Annotated in this window: 15 protein-coding genes and 1 tRNA gene; 12 read left to right on the forward strand and 4 right to left on the reverse strand. The window is 62.7% G+C overall.

Annotation, left to right across the window (positions count from 1 at the left end; translation table 11 throughout):
• The 8 genes from ACH2EI_RS07765 to hemW form a co-directional block, all read left to right on the forward strand.
• On the forward strand, window positions 1-982 hold a 982-nt coding region (locus ACH2EI_RS07765), incomplete at its 5' end, for an MFS transporter (protein ID WP_395159631.1).
• A 26-nt stretch (window positions 983-1,008) separates the two neighbouring features.
• Window positions 1,009-2,307 (forward strand): FAD-binding protein, encoded by a 1,299-nt coding sequence (locus tag ACH2EI_RS07770; protein WP_395157045.1) that lies wholly within the window; start codon window positions 1,009-1,011, stop codon window positions 2,305-2,307.
• A 92-nt stretch (window positions 2,308-2,399) separates the two neighbouring features.
• Window positions 2,400-3,740: a cryptochrome/photolyase family protein gene (locus ACH2EI_RS07775; protein ID WP_395157047.1), complete on the forward strand. Its 1,341-nt coding sequence runs from the start codon at window positions 2,400-2,402 to the stop codon at window positions 3,738-3,740.
• Window positions 3,741-3,752: 12 nt separating this feature from the next.
• Entirely contained in the window at window positions 3,753-4,748 is a 996-nt protein-coding gene (hrcA, locus tag ACH2EI_RS07780; RefSeq protein WP_395157049.1) for a heat-inducible transcriptional repressor HrcA, read from the forward strand.
• Between the two features lie 65 nt (window positions 4,749-4,813).
• Complete coding sequence (dnaJ, locus tag ACH2EI_RS07785; RefSeq protein WP_395157051.1) at window positions 4,814-5,959, forward strand: molecular chaperone DnaJ; 1,146 nt, start codon at window positions 4,814-4,816, stop codon at window positions 5,957-5,959.
• Window positions 5,956-6,657, forward strand: coding sequence for an RsmE family RNA methyltransferase (locus ACH2EI_RS07790; RefSeq protein ID WP_395157053.1), 702 nt, complete (start codon window positions 5,956-5,958; stop codon window positions 6,655-6,657). The genes dnaJ and ACH2EI_RS07790 overlap by 4 nt, the downstream gene beginning before the upstream one ends.
• 102 nt (window positions 6,658-6,759) lie before the next feature.
• A complete protein-coding gene (locus ACH2EI_RS07795) occupies window positions 6,760-7,269 on the forward strand; it encodes a transcriptional regulator (RefSeq protein WP_395157055.1) in 510 nt (169 codons plus the stop codon).
• Window positions 7,270-7,305: 36 nt separating this feature from the next.
• On the forward strand, window positions 7,306-8,412 hold the full coding sequence (hemW, locus tag ACH2EI_RS07800) for a radical SAM family heme chaperone HemW (protein ID WP_395157057.1): 1,107 nt from the start codon (window positions 7,306-7,308) through the stop codon (window positions 8,410-8,412).
• Window positions 8,413-8,427: 15 nt separating this feature from the next.
• Here hemW and ACH2EI_RS07805 read toward each other — a convergent pair whose 3' ends face one another.
• Window positions 8,428-8,925: a DoxX family protein gene (locus tag ACH2EI_RS07805; RefSeq protein ID WP_395157059.1), complete on the reverse strand. Its 498-nt coding sequence runs from the start codon at window positions 8,923-8,925 to the stop codon at window positions 8,428-8,430.
• Between the two features lie 91 nt (window positions 8,926-9,016).
• Between ACH2EI_RS07805 and ACH2EI_RS07810 the strand changes: the two genes are divergently transcribed.
• Window positions 9,017-9,090: transfer RNA gene (locus tag ACH2EI_RS07810), tRNA-Val, on the forward strand.
• A 61-nt stretch (window positions 9,091-9,151) separates the two neighbouring features.
• Here ACH2EI_RS07810 and ACH2EI_RS07815 read toward each other — a convergent pair.
• Window positions 9,152-10,138 carry an aldo/keto reductase gene (locus tag ACH2EI_RS07815; protein WP_395159633.1) on the reverse strand — a complete coding sequence of 329 codons (987 nt, stop codon included), beginning with the start codon at window positions 10,136-10,138 and terminating at the stop codon, window positions 9,152-9,154.
• Window positions 10,139-10,199: 61 nt separating this feature from the next.
• Between ACH2EI_RS07815 and ACH2EI_RS07820 the strand changes: the two genes are divergently transcribed.
• Together ACH2EI_RS07820 and ACH2EI_RS07825 are read left to right on the forward strand one after the other, a co-directional pair.
• Window positions 10,200-10,778, forward strand: a complete 579-nt coding sequence (locus ACH2EI_RS07820; RefSeq protein ID WP_395157063.1) for an RNA polymerase sigma factor — start codon at window positions 10,200-10,202, stop codon at window positions 10,776-10,778.
• A gap of 103 nt (window positions 10,779-10,881) precedes the next feature.
• The gene (locus ACH2EI_RS07825; RefSeq protein WP_395157065.1) at window positions 10,882-11,550 is read left to right on the forward strand and encodes an anti-sigma factor; all 669 of its coding nucleotides are present in this window, start codon (window positions 10,882-10,884) and stop codon (window positions 11,548-11,550) included.
• Window positions 11,551-11,577: 27 nt separating this feature from the next.
• On the opposite strand, the gene ACH2EI_RS07830 is transcribed toward ACH2EI_RS07825, so the two are convergent.
• Entirely contained in the window at window positions 11,578-12,684 is a 1,107-nt protein-coding gene (locus ACH2EI_RS07830; RefSeq protein WP_395157067.1) for an acyl-CoA dehydrogenase family protein, read from the reverse strand.
• Window positions 12,685-12,875: 191 nt separating this feature from the next.
• Here ACH2EI_RS07830 and ACH2EI_RS07835 point away from each other — a divergent pair, with 191 nt between their 5' ends.
• Window positions 12,876-15,113 carry an NADP-dependent isocitrate dehydrogenase gene (locus ACH2EI_RS07835; RefSeq protein ID WP_395157069.1) on the forward strand — a complete coding sequence of 746 codons (2,238 nt, stop codon included), beginning with the start codon at window positions 12,876-12,878 and terminating at the stop codon, window positions 15,111-15,113.
• 22 nt (window positions 15,114-15,135) lie between these two features.
• Here the strand turns inward: ACH2EI_RS07835 and ACH2EI_RS07840 are convergent, their stop codons facing one another.
• Complete coding sequence (locus tag ACH2EI_RS07840) at window positions 15,136-15,735, reverse strand: transposase (RefSeq protein WP_395159643.1); 600 nt, start codon at window positions 15,733-15,735, stop codon at window positions 15,136-15,138.
• Between the last annotated feature and the right edge of the window lie 55 nt (window positions 15,736-15,790).

Here is a 15,790-nt window from a genome sequence, read left to right on the forward strand (position 1 = left end):
CACCCAGTCGGCGATGGCGAGCCAGGCGTTGCTGCTCGGTGTACTCGACCTGACCGGCGTGATCAACCTGCCGCTGGTCTATGCGATGTCGCTGTTCCTCGGCATTGCGAATGCCTTCGACAACCCAGCACGCCGCAGCCTTGTCACCGAACTGGTCGAGCCTGCCGAAATTCCGAATGCCACGTCGCTGAACACCGCGCTGATGACGTCGTCGCGCATCTTTGGGCCGGCAGTCGGTGCGGTGCTTGTCGGCGTGATCGGCACAGGGTGGTGCTTCGTCCTGAACGGGGTCACGTTCTCGGCGATCATTTTCTCGCTCACATCGCTGCGTCGCGACGAGATGTTTATGTCGGCACCACGGCCGAAGGGTGGCCAACCGGTGCGCGAAGCGCTGCGGTTTATTTTGGGCCGTCGTGACCTGCTCGTGCTGTTTGTCGTGCTGCTGATCGTGTCGACCTTCTCGTTTAACCAGCAGGTCGTCTTCCCCAAACTGGCCGAGCAGCGGTGGGGTGGCGACCAGGCATTTGGCTACGTGCTCGGTGTGATGTCCGTGGGCTCGCTCACCGGTGCGCTCTTGACTGCGCGTCAGCACCGAGTGTCGATGCGCTGGTACTTCGGCAATATCGTGCTCCTTGCCGTCGCCGGGTTCGGGATCGCCTGGTCACCGAACATCTGGGTGGCGTTCCTCTGGGCGGTGCCGCTCGGCGCAGGGTCATCCGGATTCATCACCGCTGCAAATGCGATTATGCAGCAGGAGAGCCCGAGCGACATGCGCGGCCGATTGATGGCGCTGCAAGCCGTTGCATTCCTCGGCTCGACACCCATCGGTGGCCCGATCACCGGAATGATCGCTGATCAAATCAGCGTCGAGTGGTCGCTCGGTTACGGCAGCGTGATCAGCCTGCTCGCTGTAGCGGGAGCCGTCGCGGTGTGGCTCACCACGGGTCGGAGTTTTGCTCCGCATGCTTCAGCGACCACCTGAAGCTGTTCACTACGGTGGGCATTCTCATGACTGACGCTGCGACCGCCACTGGGGAACAGAACTGGGCGGGAAACTACGCCTACCGGGCGAGCCGAATTCATCGTCCGACGACGATCGACGAGATTGCAGCGATCGCCCAATCGGCCACCAGCATCCGGGTACTGGGATCTCGACATTCGTTCACCGACATCGTCGACGCAGACGAGTTGATCGATCTCAGTGGCTACCAGCCGAAGACACATTTGGACGCCGACGCGCAAACCATCACCGTGCCGGCCTCGACCACATACGGCGAGGTGGCGCAGGCGCTCGCGTCGCACGGCATGGCGCTGCGCAACCTGGCGTCGCTGCCACACATCTCTGTCGCCGGTGCTGTTGCAACTGCAACCCACGGCTCGGGCGTGGGCAACGGCAACCTCGCCACATCAGTCGCTGGCTTCGAGTACGTCAACACCGCGGGCGAGATCATCTCGGTCGACCGATCAACGCCGGACTTCGACGGCATGGTCGTATCGCTCGGAGCGCTGGGCATCGTCACCACCGTCAGTCTCGATGTCGTCTTCGACTACCAGATCGAGCAGCACGTCTACGGAGAACTGTCGCTCGACGTGGTGGTCGACCAGCTCGCAATGATCCTCGGCGCGGCGTACAGCGTCAGCGTGTTCACCACGTTTGCTGGCTCGTTCGACGGCCAGGTTGGTCAAGTGTGGATGAAGCGACGGACCGATGGGAGCGACCGATCGATGCACCCCGGCGCCACGTTCCTCGACGCTCCAGCAGCATCGATGCAGCATCATCCGATCCCCGGAGTCGACGGTTCCACATGCACCGAACAACTTGGCGTGCCGGGCCCGTGGGCCGACCGGCTCCCGCACTTCCGGATGGGATTCACACCGAGTGCCGGCAACGAGGTGCAATCGGAGTTCTTTGTCGGCTCGGTCGACGGCCCGCTGGCACTCGAAGCCCTCCGCAACGCAGCACACGACTTCGCTGGTCGGCTGATGGTCAGCGAGATTCGTGCCGTTGCAGCTGACCAAATGTGGATGAGTCCGCAGTATCGGCGCCCGTCCGTTGCCTTCCATTTCACGTGGCACCCCGACGGTGAGGCCGGGGGAGCGGCGGGCGATCTCGACCGCGCCGTGGCAGCGGTGCAAGACGCACTTGCCCCATTCGCCCCGAGGCCGCACTGGGGCAAGGTGTTCCACGCCAACCGGTTCTCGGTACCCGACACGTATGAGATGTTCGACGACTTCATCGACATGGCGCACCGCCTCGACCCGCACGGCGTGTTCCGCAACGGCTGGTGGGCCCGGCACCTTGGCTGAGCTTGACCCGGCAGGACAGAGCCCGACCGGGCAGGACATGGCTGGAGCATCGATCGTCGGGTAGAACGAATGATGTGTCATCTCGTTCGATCATGTGGTTTCGACGCGACCTTCGCCTCGGTGACCTTCCCGCTTTGCTTGCAGCCGGTGCCGACGGCAATGAGGTGGTCCCGGTCTTCGTGGTCGATCCGACGTTTGTGGCGTCGGGTACACCGCGGCTCGCCTACCTGCACGATGTCCTGACTGCGCTCGACGCATCTATCCGCGAGCGGTCCGGCGGGCAGTTGCTGATTGCCAACGGCGACCCGGCCACGGTGATTCCCGCGCTTGCTGCCCGTCTGGATGCCGCGAGCGTCTTTGTCAGCCGCGACTACTCGCCATACGGACGGCGGCGCGACACCGCCGTCGGCGCTGCGCTCCGTGCCGACGGCCGCAGCCTCCAAGGCGTCGGGTCGCCGTATGCCGTCGACCCCGGCAGTGTCCTGAAGGGCGATGGCACGCCCTACAAGGTGTTCACGCCGTTCTCGAAGGTGTGGCGCGGCGTCGGTTGGGCGCCCCCGCACGACGACCCCGACAACATTCGCTGGTCACCGGCCTCGGTGATCGCCGACGTCACCGAACCGCTGTTCGAACGGCCCGACCCCGGTATCGACCTTCCCGCAGCCGGCGAAGCCGCAGCGCACCAACGGCTTGTCGCATTCCTCGAATTTTCCTCCGCTGCAGACGGGACCATGAGGTCCGGCGCCGAGGCATACAACGACGTCCGCGACCGACCGGCACTCGCTGGCACCAGCCAACTCTCACCCGACCTCAAGTGGGGCACGATCCATCCGCGCACCGTGCTCTCCGACCTCGACCTGAGCGGAGCGAAAGACGACGGACCGATGGTGTTCTCCAGCGAGCTGGCATGGCGGGACTTCTACGCCGACGTGCTCTTCATCCAGCCGCACACAGCCTGGAAGAACCTGAACCCGAAGTACGACGCCATGCAGGTCGATACCGACGCCGCGGCGCGCCTGAAGTTCGATCGATGGTGCGTCGGCCAGACAGGGTTTGGCATCGTTGATGCCGGCATGCGACAGCTCGCGGCGACCGGCTGGATGCACAACCGGGTACGAATGATCGTGGCGAGCTTCCTTGTCAAAGACCTGCATCTGCCCTGGCAGTGGGGAGCACGGTGGTTTATGCAGCACCTGATCGATGGCGATGTCGCGTCGAACAACCATGGCTGGCAGTGGACTGCTGGAACTGGCACCGATGCGTCGCCGTACTTCCGAGTCTTTAACCCTTCGACGCAAGAGGATCGCTATGACCCGAGGGGTGAGTACGTCCACAGGTGGGCACCGGATTCGCCCGACCAGATGGTCGACCACGGCGCCGAGCGCGACGAAGCGTTGCGCAGACTCAAGGCGATGAACTCAGCACTCAAGTAGCATCATATTTCAATGTTGGACGACCGCAAGACAGCCATTCTGGGGGCAGTTGTGCAGGAGTACATCGCCACGGCTCAGCCGGTCGGGTCGACGCACATTGCGTCGGCACCCAACATCAACGTGTCGTCGGCAACGGTCCGCAACGAAATGGCCATGCTCGAGTCCGAGGGTTATCTCATCCAGCCGCACACGTCTGCAGGCCGAATCCCGACCGACAAGGGCTACCGATTCTTCGTCGACAATCTTGCGGTACCCGGAACACTCGACCAGGCTGCCACCCGGCAGGTTGGCGACTTTTTCTCAGCTGCACACGGTCGGCTCGAAGAGTTGCTCCACCAGACCAGCAACCTGCTCGCCGATCTCACCCACAGCGCAGCGGTGGTCGTTGGCCCGAAGGCCGAGGCAGCGCCGATCCGGAGCATCCAGATCGTCACACTGTCGTCAACTGCAGCCACCGTGGTCGTCGTGCTCGCCAACGGTTCGGTCGAGAACACCATGATCGAACTCACCCAAGACGACGACGATATTTGCGTGGATGCAGCATCTGCTCACCTCGCCGCTGGGATGGTCGGCGCAGCGCTCGGGTCCCTGACCGAGGTGGCCCCGAGCGGCAACCAAGCGGTTGACCGCATCTGCTCGGTTACTCTGAGCGAACTTACCAAGGTTGGCTCTGGCGGCCTCGTCTACACGGGCGGTGCATCTGAAGTGGCCAGAGCATTCGACGCGGTCGAAGTGGTGCGTTCGGTGCTCCACACGCTCGAGCAGCAGTTCGTCGTGGTGTCCCTGGTGAGCGACATCGTCGGCCGCGGCATGTCGGTGTCGATCGGCGGCGAGCACGGCATCGAGCCGCTTGCAGCCTGCTCGGTGGTCGTTGCTCCGGTCGTGATTGACGGCGAACATCTCGGCGCCGTCGGTATTCTCGGCCCGACTCGGATGAACTATCCGCAGGCGCTCGCAACCGTCGACGTCGTCAGTGAGCTCCTCGGACATCGCATCGAAGAAGGCTGACTCGGGCCAGGCTGGCGATTCTCATATTCGGAACTGCACGGTTTCCAGGCATCCTGTACACCGACATGGCTGATTTCTACGACTTGTTAGGTGTTTCGAGCAGCGCATCAGCTGACGAAATCAAAAAGGCGTATCGCAAGCGCGCCCGCGAGCTGCACCCCGACGCCAATCCGGACGATGCCGAGGCTGAGGACAAGTTCAAGGAAGTCGCCCGGGCCTACCAGGTACTCTCCGACGCTCAACAGCGCCAGCGCTACGACCAGTTCGGCGAAGCCGGAGTCGGTGGTGGCAGCGGTGGTGGCGGCGGACAATCGGCCGGCGACATGTTTGGCGGTGGGCTCGGCGATATTTTTGATGCGTTCTTCAGCGGCTCAGGCGGAAGCCCGTTCGGTGGTGGTGGCCGCGGTCGAGGTCCGAGCGGCCCGCCTCGCGGGCAAGACCTTGAAACCGTTGCCGACCTCACGCTCGAACAGGCAGTGTTTGGCGACCAGATCAGTGTCGCCCTGAAACTTCCCGTCGCATGCGACGATTGCGACGCGACCGGCGCTGGTGAAGGTACCAAGCCGGTCACCTGCAGTGACTGCGGCGGCGCAGGCCAAGTACAGCGCGTCCGTCAAAGCCTTCTCGGCCAGATGGTCACGGCAAGCACGTGTGGACGATGCGGCGGTATGGGCCAAGTGATCGCAACACCGTGCTCGGCGTGTCGTGGGCAGGGCCGAGTCACCGCTGATAAGAGCTACCAGGTCGATGTGCCCGGTGGCGTAGACACGGGTTCCACCCTTCGCCTGACTGGTCGAGGTGCAGCCGGGCCTCGGGGCGGCGGCAATGGCGACCTCTATGTGCACATGCGGGTGTCTCCGCATGATCACTACGTCCGTGAAGGCAACGATCTCATCACCGACGTTGGTATCTCGTTCGCACAGGCCGCGCTCGGCACCTCACTCACGCTCGAAACGCTCGACGGCGATGAAGACCTCGTCATCCCTGCCGGCACGCAGCCAGGACGCGAATTCACTCTGCGTCACCGTGGCGTCCCTCACCTGCAGGGCCGCGGACGTGGCGACCTGATCGCGCGAGTCCGCGTCGACATCCCGACCAAGCTGAGCGATGACGAGGTCGAAGCGCTCATCGCGTACGCGAAGGGCCGCGACGAAGTGGTGGGGAACGGCAAGGAAGGCCTGTTCTCCCGCATCAAGTCAGCGTTCTCGTGAGTGGTGTCGACGATCGGCGACGAGCAGCAGCTCACGTCTTCGTCGGCAGCGAAGAGTTGGGAGCCGACGGTGTTATTGCACTGTCCGACGACACCCAGCACCACCTCAGCCGAGTCCTTCGACTCCGCGATGGTGTGGTGATCAGTGTCTGTGACGGCGCTGGGCGCTGGCGATTGGCGACCGTCGTTGGTGAACGCCAGGCAATGCGCGTCGAGGCGAACGGTGATATTGAAATCGAACCCTTTCCCGTTGCGCCACTTACCCTCGCAACGGCGATGCCGAAGGGTGAGCGGCTCGATTGGCTCGTCCAGAAGGTCACCGAATTGGGCGTCGATCGATTGCAACTGCTCGACGCCGATCATTCGGTCGTGAGGTGGAAGTCGTCGGAAGTCGACAAGAAACTGCTCCGCCTGAAACGGATTGCGGAGAGCGCCGCGCAGCAGAGTCGTCGAACGTTTCTCCCCGAAGTGTTGCCACCGGTTCAGGCATTGGAGATTCTTGAGGGTGCCGCAGTCGCCGAACCTGGCGGGCGAGCGTTGACTGCAACCGACCGGATGGTCGCAATTGGGCCAGAGGGTGGTTGGTCGAGCAAAGAACTCGCTGTGGCCAGGGATCGCGTCACGCTGGGTCACAATGTGCTGCGTACAGAGACTGCTGCGGTTGCGGCCGCCACACTCTGTGTTGTTGCCGACCACTAATTACCCGAAAAAGGTGCAAACTGTCCTATGGTTGAGGAGCCCTCTTCCATTTCGCCGTCAGGGTTGCGGCACAGCTTTGACTGTTTCTAGGCGGAAATCACTATGGTTTCATTTGACGACGATGCTCCTTCTGCATTCAGCCAGCAGGTCGGGGAGCGACTCCGAGTGATCCGAAAGCAGAAGCGACTTTCTTTACAAGAGGTCGAAGCGCAATCGGCTCAGGAGTTCAAAGCGTCGGTGCTCGGCGCGTACGAACGCGGCGAGCGAGCACTGTCTGTCCCGAGGCTTGACCGTCTCGCGCAGTTCTACAACGTCCCGATCGAGCAGATGCTTCCCCGTGAAGTCACGGGTGCCGAAGCCGCCGCGATCGACTCGCCCATCAATAAGAAGTTGGCAATCGACGTGTCCAAGCTGGTGCAGCTGAGCGGTTCGCCGTTCGAGATGCTTGCGCGCTATCTGCGCCTCATCCAGTTACAGCGGCAGGACTTCAACGGCCGTGTGATTACGGTCCGCGGCGACGACACCCGAGCAATCGCGGCGATGCTCGACGTTCCCGTCGATCAGGTCGCGGAGCGGCTTGCAGCACTCGACCTGTTGTTCAAGCCACTCTGATTCGCAACGAACCCAACAATCTGAAATGCTGCCCCTGTGACCACTCGGGGCGCAGCAGCTTTTTCTGACATGTTCGGTGCGTACCTGCACATCCCGTTCTGCGCGTCGAAGTGCGACTACTGCGCATTTGCGACCTGGACCGACCGGCACCACCTGACCGACGCGTACCTCGACGCGCTCGGTACCGAGATCCGGCGAGCCGTCGCGAACGGGATGCCGGTGGCCGATACCGTCTTCGTCGGCGGTGGAACTCCGACGCTGGTCCCCCCAGAGCAACTCGCTGCGGTCATCGCTCTGATCCCGAAGACGCCAGACGCAGAGGTCACGGTGGAGTGTAATCCAGACGATGTCACCCCAGAAATGCTGCGGGCCTTCGTTGACGGTGGCGTCAACCGCGTGAGCATCGGGGTGCAGTCGATGTCTGCGCATGTGCTCGAAGCCTTGGGCCGAACTCACGACCGCGACAACGTTGTGCGAGCCGTCGAAGCTGTGCGCGCTGTCGGCCTGCCGACGTTCAACCTCGACCTCATCTACGGGGCAGCAGGGGAGTCGCTCAGCGACTGGGAAGAGACTGTCGAGGGCGCATTGAGCCACGAACCGCCACATGTGTCGGCCTACGGCCTCACTGTCGAGGCTGGAACGCCGCTTGCGGATCAGCCCGCTCGGCACCCTGACGACGACGACCAGGCAGACAAGTACGAGTTGGTCGACGAGCGATTCGCTGCGGAGGGCCTTGTCAACTACGAGGTGTCGAACTGGTCTCGGCCCGGTCACGAGTCAAAGCACAACTTCCTCTATTGGCGCCAGCAGAATTACCGGGGCTTCGGTTGCGCAGCGCACTCGCACCACAACGGCCGGCGCTGGTGGAACGTTCGGACGCCTGACCGCTATATCGATCTCGTCGCAGCGGGGGAGTCGGTCGAAGCAGCATCTGAGACCCTCGACGCTGACGTTCGTCGGGTCGAAGGCCAGCAACTGGTGTTGCGGACACGCGACGGCATCGAGCGCTCAGCCTTTGACGAGTCGACCATCGAACTGCTCGACGGGATGCTGGTGCCGCATGCTGATGATGCTGAACGCGTCGTTCTCACTCGTTCGGGCCGGTTGATGGCCAACGAAATTTCGATGCGCCTCCGCGATTGATCCGCTGAGTCTAAGTTACTTGCCAGTGGGCGGTCGATAAAAGACGCTGAGCAGGCCCCCGGCAGCAGCCAGGCCGCCGCCGGCGGCAATCGCCAGGCCGAGCCATCCGTCGAGGTCGTCGTCGATGCCGATGGCCCGGTCGATCGACCAGCCACCCGGGCCGAGTAGTGCAATGGCGACAGCGGTGACTCCCAAGATGAAGACGTATTCCCAGCCCTCGTCAAGAATGAAGAAACCCTTCGAGAGATGCACGGTGACCGCAGCGACGGTCATCAGGCCGACGAAGCCGAGCGCGGCGAAGCTGGTCAACAGGCCGGCAGCCAGAAAGAGCCCGGCCAGCACTTCGCCGCCGGCCGCGAACCGGGCGTGCAGGGCGCCAGGCCGCATCCCCATACTGTCGAACCAACCGGCCACGCCGGCGAGGCCAGACCTGAACTTGTTGGCGCCGTGAGCAGCCATGGTGAGGCCGAGCGCAACTCGGACGAGGAAGAGGGCGAGGTCGTGTTCGGTCACCTTGCCACCGTAGCCAGATGTCGCAATCAGAAATCACGTCGAGATCCTGTGTGGGGACGGCGTCGGTAACTGGTATCTTGTCTGCCGCTACGGGCGCGTAGCTCAGTTGGTTAGAGCGCTACCATGACACGGTAGAGGTCGCAGGTTCGATTCCTGTCGTGCCCACGAGATTGAAGGTCTGCGTACTCCGGTACCAGGCCTTTTGTCGTTTCTGGCTCCGTCTCGTTCAGCGTTCGTTGTCGCCGAAGCGGTACTCGTGTGTGAGCTCGTTCAACTGCTGCAGGACGTCGGCGTCGAGCGGCGTCTCGAGCGCCGCGACCGACGCTGTGAGCTGTTCGGGCCGGCTGGCACCGAGAATCGGTGAGGTCACGACCGGGTTGGCGAGGACCCAGCGGATGGCCAGGGTGGCCATTGGGACGCCAGCATTTTCGGCGATCTGCTGGAATGCGTCGACGGTGCCGAGTTTCGCATCGTCCCAGTACCGCTCCCGGTAGCGCTCAGCTGCCGTTCCGAGGGTGAAGCGGGTGCCCTCGGTCGGGGTGCCCCGGTGCTTGCCCGTGAGCAGCCCGCCAGCCAGCGGGTTGTAGGGCATGACGGCAAGGCCTTCTTCGGCGCACAGCGGGAAGAGCTCGCGTTCGTTTTCCCGGAACAGGAGGTTGTAGCGAGGCTGCACACTCTCGAACTTGCAGAGGCCCAATGTCTCGCTTCGGCCGACCGCACGGGCAATCCGCCACGCCATCATGTTTGAACAGCCGACGTAACGGACCTTGCCCGAGCGGACCAAATCGTCCAAGGCGCCCAGTGTTTCTTCGATCGGCGTCGTGGAATCCCATGCGTGGAGCTGGTACAGATCGAGGTAATCGGTTTGCAATCGCCGCAACGATGCCTCGATCGAGCGCATGATGTTGTGGCGACTGTTGCCTGCCTTCCATGGCTGCTTGCCGGTCGGGAAAAAGCACTTGCTGGCGAGGACGAACTCGTCGCGTCGACCGTGCATCCATTCGCCGATGATGGTCTCGGTTGCCCCCATCGATTCGAACGTGCCGGCATTCGGATACATGTCGGCGGTGTCGAAGAACGTGATGCCGGCATCGGCCGCCGTGTCCATGATCGCGAACGACGTAGCACGATCGGCCTGGAAGCCGAACGTCATCGTTCCGAGGCAGAGGCGGGAGACTTTGAGGCCGGTTCGGCCGAATTGCACATGTTCCATGATCGGAGAGTAGAGCCAGGTCACCTCCGTCGTAGACCCGGCCGAATACGCTGACTGTCTGATGGAACAGTTTCGCCCAGTGCACGTCGTGCAGGAAGACGCCGACCTGGCGTTGGCCCTACGCGAGGGCGACGAGGCAGCCGTCCGAGCGTTGTACGAGCGTTTCGGTGGGCTGGTCTTCACCGTGGCCAATCGCATGCTGAAAGATCGGCATCGCGCAGAGGAAGTTACCCAGCACGTGTTCCTGCAGGCATGGCGCAACGCTGAGCAGTTTGAGCCGGGCCGCGATTTCGCTCCGTGGCTCGCAACCATTGCGCGGCGTGCAGCGATCGACGTTCTGCGTCGCGAGCAGCGCCGACCCGCCGGGTCACTCGAAGTCGCCGACCTGGCCGACTCCGCACTGGTGACCTTGCCCCCGAGCGCCGAGCAGATCGAAACGGTGTGGAGTGTTCGCGCCGCGATCGAGGGTCTCGAACCCGATGAACGAGAGATCGTCAAGATGCAGCACATCGATGGCCACACACACGCCGAAATAGCGGAACGTTTGGATATCGCTGTCGGCACCGTCAAGTCACGATCGCATCGGGCCCATCGACGCCTGGCGAACCGACTTAGCCACCTCGGGGAGCCGAACTCGTGAGCCGGGCAATGATTTGGGAACCAATCACGCTCGAAGGACGTAGTGAACAGTGGAAGTTGATGACATTCTCAATGAACGGGTTGGCAATGAACTGGGTGCGGCGATGAGCGAGCACGACAACGACCCCGAATTCAACGCGGAATCTACTCCCGAATTCACTCCCGAATTCACTCCCGAATTCAGCGAGGAGATCGGAGCGCTGCTTGCCGATCCAACTCTGTGGGACTTGCCGGGTGACGACCTCGGTGATCGCATCGTCAACGCCATCAGTTTGGAATCGGTCAACGCTCCGGAAACGTACGCAGCCCTGGCTGGCCCGAGCGGTCGCCGCTCATGGGTCCGGCCGGCGCTCCTCGGTGCAGCGGCAGCGATCAGCTTTTTGTTCGGCGGTCTGGTGTTACTCAGTGGGCTCAGTGGTGTCGAGGACATCGACTCGTTCTCGGCGAAATTGGTGCCGACCGGACTGATCGGCGATCAATCCGGTGACATTACGGTCACGTCGTTTGACTCCGGCCTGCGCATTGAACTCGATGCGGCGAGCCTGCCCCGCCGTGATAACGGTTCGTTCTACGCAGGCTGGCTCAAGACAGTCGACGGCGATCTCTTCCCGGTCGGAACGTTCCACGACGGCGTCGACGTGACGCTGTGGGCCGGTGTCGAGCTCGAGCGCGTCGAACTGTTCACGATTACGCTCGAGGCAGCCGCCGGGCCGGACGACCCGGGCCAGCAATCGTCAGGCGAAGTAGTCCTGCGCACCGAGATCAACCCGTAACGCACCCGGCACGACGACCATGTCGTACTAGCGCGGTTCGCGTGGAAGGCCGAGCACACGCTCGCCCAGGATGTTGCGCATGATGTTCGACGTGCCACCCATGATGGTGTACCCGGGCCCGTACGTGAAGCCCTTGGTGACGTCGCTCCAGAGCATCGCGTTGGCGCCGAAGGTTTTCGCGACGAAGTCGGCGACCTTGATCTCGTGTTCGGTGCAGAAGCACTTCGTTGCCGCTGAGAAGCCGGCGGGCGCCTGGCGCAGTACCTCGCGCGTGACCAGGATGCGGCCGAGCCGATACCCGATTTCGAGATCGGCGATCTCTTGCCGGACGCGAGGATCGCTCGTGTCGGCACGCTCGAGTGCGAGGTCGTACAGGGCCTTGTTCGAGACGAGTCGGTCGATGCCGCCACGTTCGTGTTCGAGCTGCACCATCGTTTGTTTGAAGGCGTTGCCCTCGACTCCGACGAGGTTGACGGCAGGCACGCGAGCGTCGGTGAAGTACACCTCGCAGAAGTGACGGTTGGTCGTCATGTCGGTGATCGGGCGGACCTCGATGCCGGGGGTGTCCATGGGGATGATGATCTCGCTGATACCCCGGTGCGGCGGGCCCGACGCGTCGGTGCGGCAGATGAGGTAGCAGTAGTCGGCATCGTCACCGAAACTCGTCCAAATTTTCTGGCCGTTGATGATGAAGTCATCACCGTCACGGACGGCACTCGTGGACAGCGATGCGAGGTCGGAACCGGAATCGGGCTCCGACATGCCGATGCACCAGGTGGTGTCGCCGGTGAGCATGCTGGGCAGGAACTCGGCCTGCTGATCGGGGGTGCCGTAGGCGATGAGCGTCGGACCCATCTGGCGATCAGCGAACCACATGGCAGCAATGGGCGCACCAGCAGCAATCAACTCTTCGCCGACGATGAGGCGATCGATTGGCGGGCGGCCACCACCACCGAATTCTGTGGGCCAGCACATGCCGACCCAGCCGAGTGCTCCGAGGTCGCGGGCAAAGTTTTTCGAGTAGCCGTTGATCCAGGAATCGTTGTGCCGGCCGTACTTGGCAACGGCCTCGGCCGCGACCTGTCGTGCTTGCTCGCGGAGGGCGTTCTGTTCGGGGGTCCAGTCAAAGTCCATCACTGACCACGATACGACGGGAGTGCCGAGCCCGCCTTACTGACGCCCCGACACCCTGATTCGCGGGACTTCATTTGATCCGGGTGGTGTGACTCGGACTGCGATCGGTGACAAGCTGCGCTACGATAAAGACAAGTTGCAGACAAGTTCCGTCTGCTCGTCAGTGCCCGCACACCGGTTCGGAGACCCCCATGAACAACTCGAAGATCATCTACACGTTCACCGACGAAGCACCTGCACTTGCCACGTATTCGTTGCTTCCGATCATCGAGGCGTTTGCTGGTGCGGCTGACGTCGGTGTTGAGACACGGGACATCTCGCTCGCTGCCAGAATCCTGTCCGCCTTCCCGGACCGCCTCACCGAGGGGCAGCGTGTCGTGGATGCGCTCGCCGAACTTGGCGAGATGGCACTCACTCCGGAGGCGAACATCATCAAGCTCCCGAACATCTCTGCATCGGTACCGCAGCTCAAGGCAGCGATCGTTGAGCTCCAGGCGCAGGGGTTCGACCTGCCCGACTACCCGGACGACGCAACGACCGACGACGAGAAGGCAATCAAGGCTGCATACGGCGCCACGATGGGTTCGGCCGTGAACCCGGTGCTGCGCCAGGGCAACTCCGACCGGCGTGCGCCGAAGGCCGTCAAGGAGTACGCCAAGGCCAACCCTCACTCGATGGGTGCCTGGTCGAATGAATCGAAGAGTCACGTCGCCACCATGGCCGACGGCGACTTCGCACATAACGAGCAGTCGGTCACGATGTCCGAGGCCGGCGCTGTCCGCATCGAGCACGTCGCCGCCGACGGTTTGGTGACGGTGCTCAAGGAATCCGTTCCGGTGCTCGCCGGCGAAGTGATCGACTCCACGGTGATGAGTCTCGAAGCTCTTCGCGCGTTCCTCGATGCACAGATTGCTGACGCCAAGGAACAGGGCGTGCTGTTCTCGCTGCACCTGAAGGCGACGATGATGAAGGTGTCCGACCCGATCATCTTTGGCCACGCTGTGCGGGCTTACTTCTCTGACGTGTTCGCGAAGCACGGTGCAGCACTCGCCGAGGCTGGGGCTAACCCCAACAATGGCCTTGGCAACGTGATTTCGTCACTGTCGAACCTGTCTGCCGACAAGCAGGCCGAGATCGAGGCTGACATCGCAGCAGCTTTCGAGAACGGTCCCGACCTCGCCATGGTCGATTCGGACAACGGCATCACCAACCTGCACGTGCCGAGCGACGTCATCGTCGACGCATCGATGCCCGCCATGATTCGCACGTCGGGTCAGATGTGGAACCTTGCGGGGGACCTGCAGGATGTCAAAGCGACCATCCCGGACAGTAGCTACGCAGGCATCTACCAGGTCGTCATCGATGACTGCATCGCCAACGGGGCGTACGACCCGACCACGATGGGTACCGTCCCGAACGTCGGCCTGATGGCTCAGAAGGCCGAAGAGTACGGCAGCCACGACAAGACCTTCGAAGCCCCGTCGGCCGGTTCAATCCGGATCGTCGATGCTGCGTCGGGTGTCACCGTGATGGAGCAGACCGTCTCGGAAGGCGACATCTTCCGTGCCTGCCAGGTGAAGGACGAGCCGATTCGTGACTGGGTTCGCCTTGCCGTCAGCCGTGCCCGGGCTACCGGCGCACCCGCTGTGTTTTGGCTCGACGCCAACCGCGCGCATGATGCGCAGCTGATCACCAAGGTCAACGCGTACCTCGCTGATCGCGACCTGGTGGGGGACGTTGATGGTCTGACGATCGAGATCATGTCGCCGATCGATGCCACCAAGTACTCCGTCGACCGGATGCGGGCCGGACAAGACACCATTTCGGTGACCGGCAACGTGCTGCGTGACTACAACACCGACCTCTTCCCGATTCTCGAACTCGGTACGAGCGCCAAGATGCTGTCGATCGTGCCGCTCCTCAACGGTGGCGGGCTCTTCGAGACTGGTGCAGGAGGTTCGGCTCCGAAGCACGTCCAGCAGTTGGTCAAGGAGAACTATCTCCGTTGGGATTCCCTCGGTGAGTTCCTCGCCATCGCCGTGTCGTTCGAGCACCTCGCCGAAGTAACCGGTAACGCATCGGCGAAGATCCTCGGTGACACGCTTGACGCAGCGACGGGCCTGTTGCTCTCCAACGGGAAGTCGCCGGCCCGCCGGCTCGGCAGCCTCGACAATCGCGGTAGCCACTTTTACATCGCCATGTACTGGGCGCAGGCGCTTGCTGGCCAGACCGACGATCCTGCGCTTGCTGCCAAGTTCGCACCGCTTGCTGCGGCACTTGCCGATAACGAGCAGACCATCGTCCAAGAGCTTGGCGCGGTGCAGGGAAGCCCCGCCGACATCGGCGGCTACTACTTCCCTGACCCTGCCAAGGTCCGCGCCATTATGCGTCCCTCCACAACTTTCAACACGGTCCTCGCCACGCTCTGACGTCCACCAGCTGCAGTTGGGGTCAGACCCCAACTGCAACTGGTGTGGCAAGAAGGCGGTGGACCACGGCGACGAGATGTTGCACGCGAGGATCGTTGCAGTGCCGGTTCGCTCTCCAGACGGCTGCCTTGAACGCAGCTGGGTTCCCGAGGCCAAGGTCGTCCACGAGGCGTTTGGCAGATTCGTCCGGGAGCTGCTGAGCGAACAGTAGGCAGAGCACACGGGGGAGTGAGTGCAGTGCTCCGAACTCGTCGGAGGAATGCTGATAGATCGCGAGATCCACTGCTTCTCGAAGCTCGGTGACGCCGAACGATTGGTACGCCTGGTCTGATGGATCGTCGACAGCATTCACGAGGGCATTACGGTGGATGTACCGCACAACGTTCGCGAGATAGCGGACATCGCCGATTAAGCGAGAATGGAATCGGCCACGAAAGAGCGGTCCATCACGACCGACCCGATCGTTGACGTGCCGTGTGTACGCAGAACCGAGTCGCTGCATTGCGTCGGACAGCCCGCCACTCTGGCAGTGCAGCAGCAGATGGAAGTGATTATCCATCAGGCAATACGCAAGCACCTCGCCTTGAACGTTTCGCAGATCTCGCCGAGGAGCCGACCGAATTCGACTCTGTCAGCGTCGCTGAAAAAGACAGATTGACGATCTACACCCCGGTTGG

This window comes from Ilumatobacter sp. (genome assembly GCF_041688325.1).
GTDB lineage: Bacteria > Actinomycetota > Acidimicrobiia > Acidimicrobiales > Ilumatobacteraceae > Ilumatobacter_A.

Bases quoted from the DNA above. Each gene is read 5' to 3' on its own strand.
- ACH2EI_RS07770 (WP_395157045.1), top strand. From the start codon at position 1,009: ATGACTGACGCTGCGACCGCCACTGGGGAACAGAACTGGGCGGGAAAC.
- ACH2EI_RS07775 (WP_395157047.1), top strand. From the start codon at position 2,400: ATGTGGTTTCGACGCGACCTTCGCCTCGGTGACCTTCCCGCTTTGCTT.
- hrcA (WP_395157049.1), top strand. From the start codon at position 3,753: ATGTTGGACGACCGCAAGACAGCCATTCTGGGGGCAGTTGTGCAGGAG.
- dnaJ (WP_395157051.1), top strand. From the start codon at position 4,814: ATGGCTGATTTCTACGACTTGTTAGGTGTTTCGAGCAGCGCATCAGCT.
- ACH2EI_RS07795 (WP_395157055.1), top strand. From the start codon at position 6,760: ATGGTTTCATTTGACGACGATGCTCCTTCTGCATTCAGCCAGCAGGTC.
- ACH2EI_RS07815 (WP_395159633.1), bottom strand. From the start codon at position 10,138: ATGGAACATGTGCAATTCGGCCGAACCGGCCTCAAAGTCTCCCGCCTC.
- ACH2EI_RS07820 (WP_395157063.1), top strand. From the start codon at position 10,200: ATGGAACAGTTTCGCCCAGTGCACGTCGTGCAGGAAGACGCCGACCTG.
- ACH2EI_RS07825 (WP_395157065.1), top strand. From the start codon at position 10,882: ATGAGCGAGCACGACAACGACCCCGAATTCAACGCGGAATCTACTCCC.
- ACH2EI_RS07830 (WP_395157067.1), bottom strand. From the start codon at position 12,684: ATGGACTTTGACTGGACCCCCGAACAGAACGCCCTCCGCGAGCAAGCA.
- ACH2EI_RS07835 (WP_395157069.1), top strand. From the start codon at position 12,876: ATGAACAACTCGAAGATCATCTACACGTTCACCGACGAAGCACCTGCA.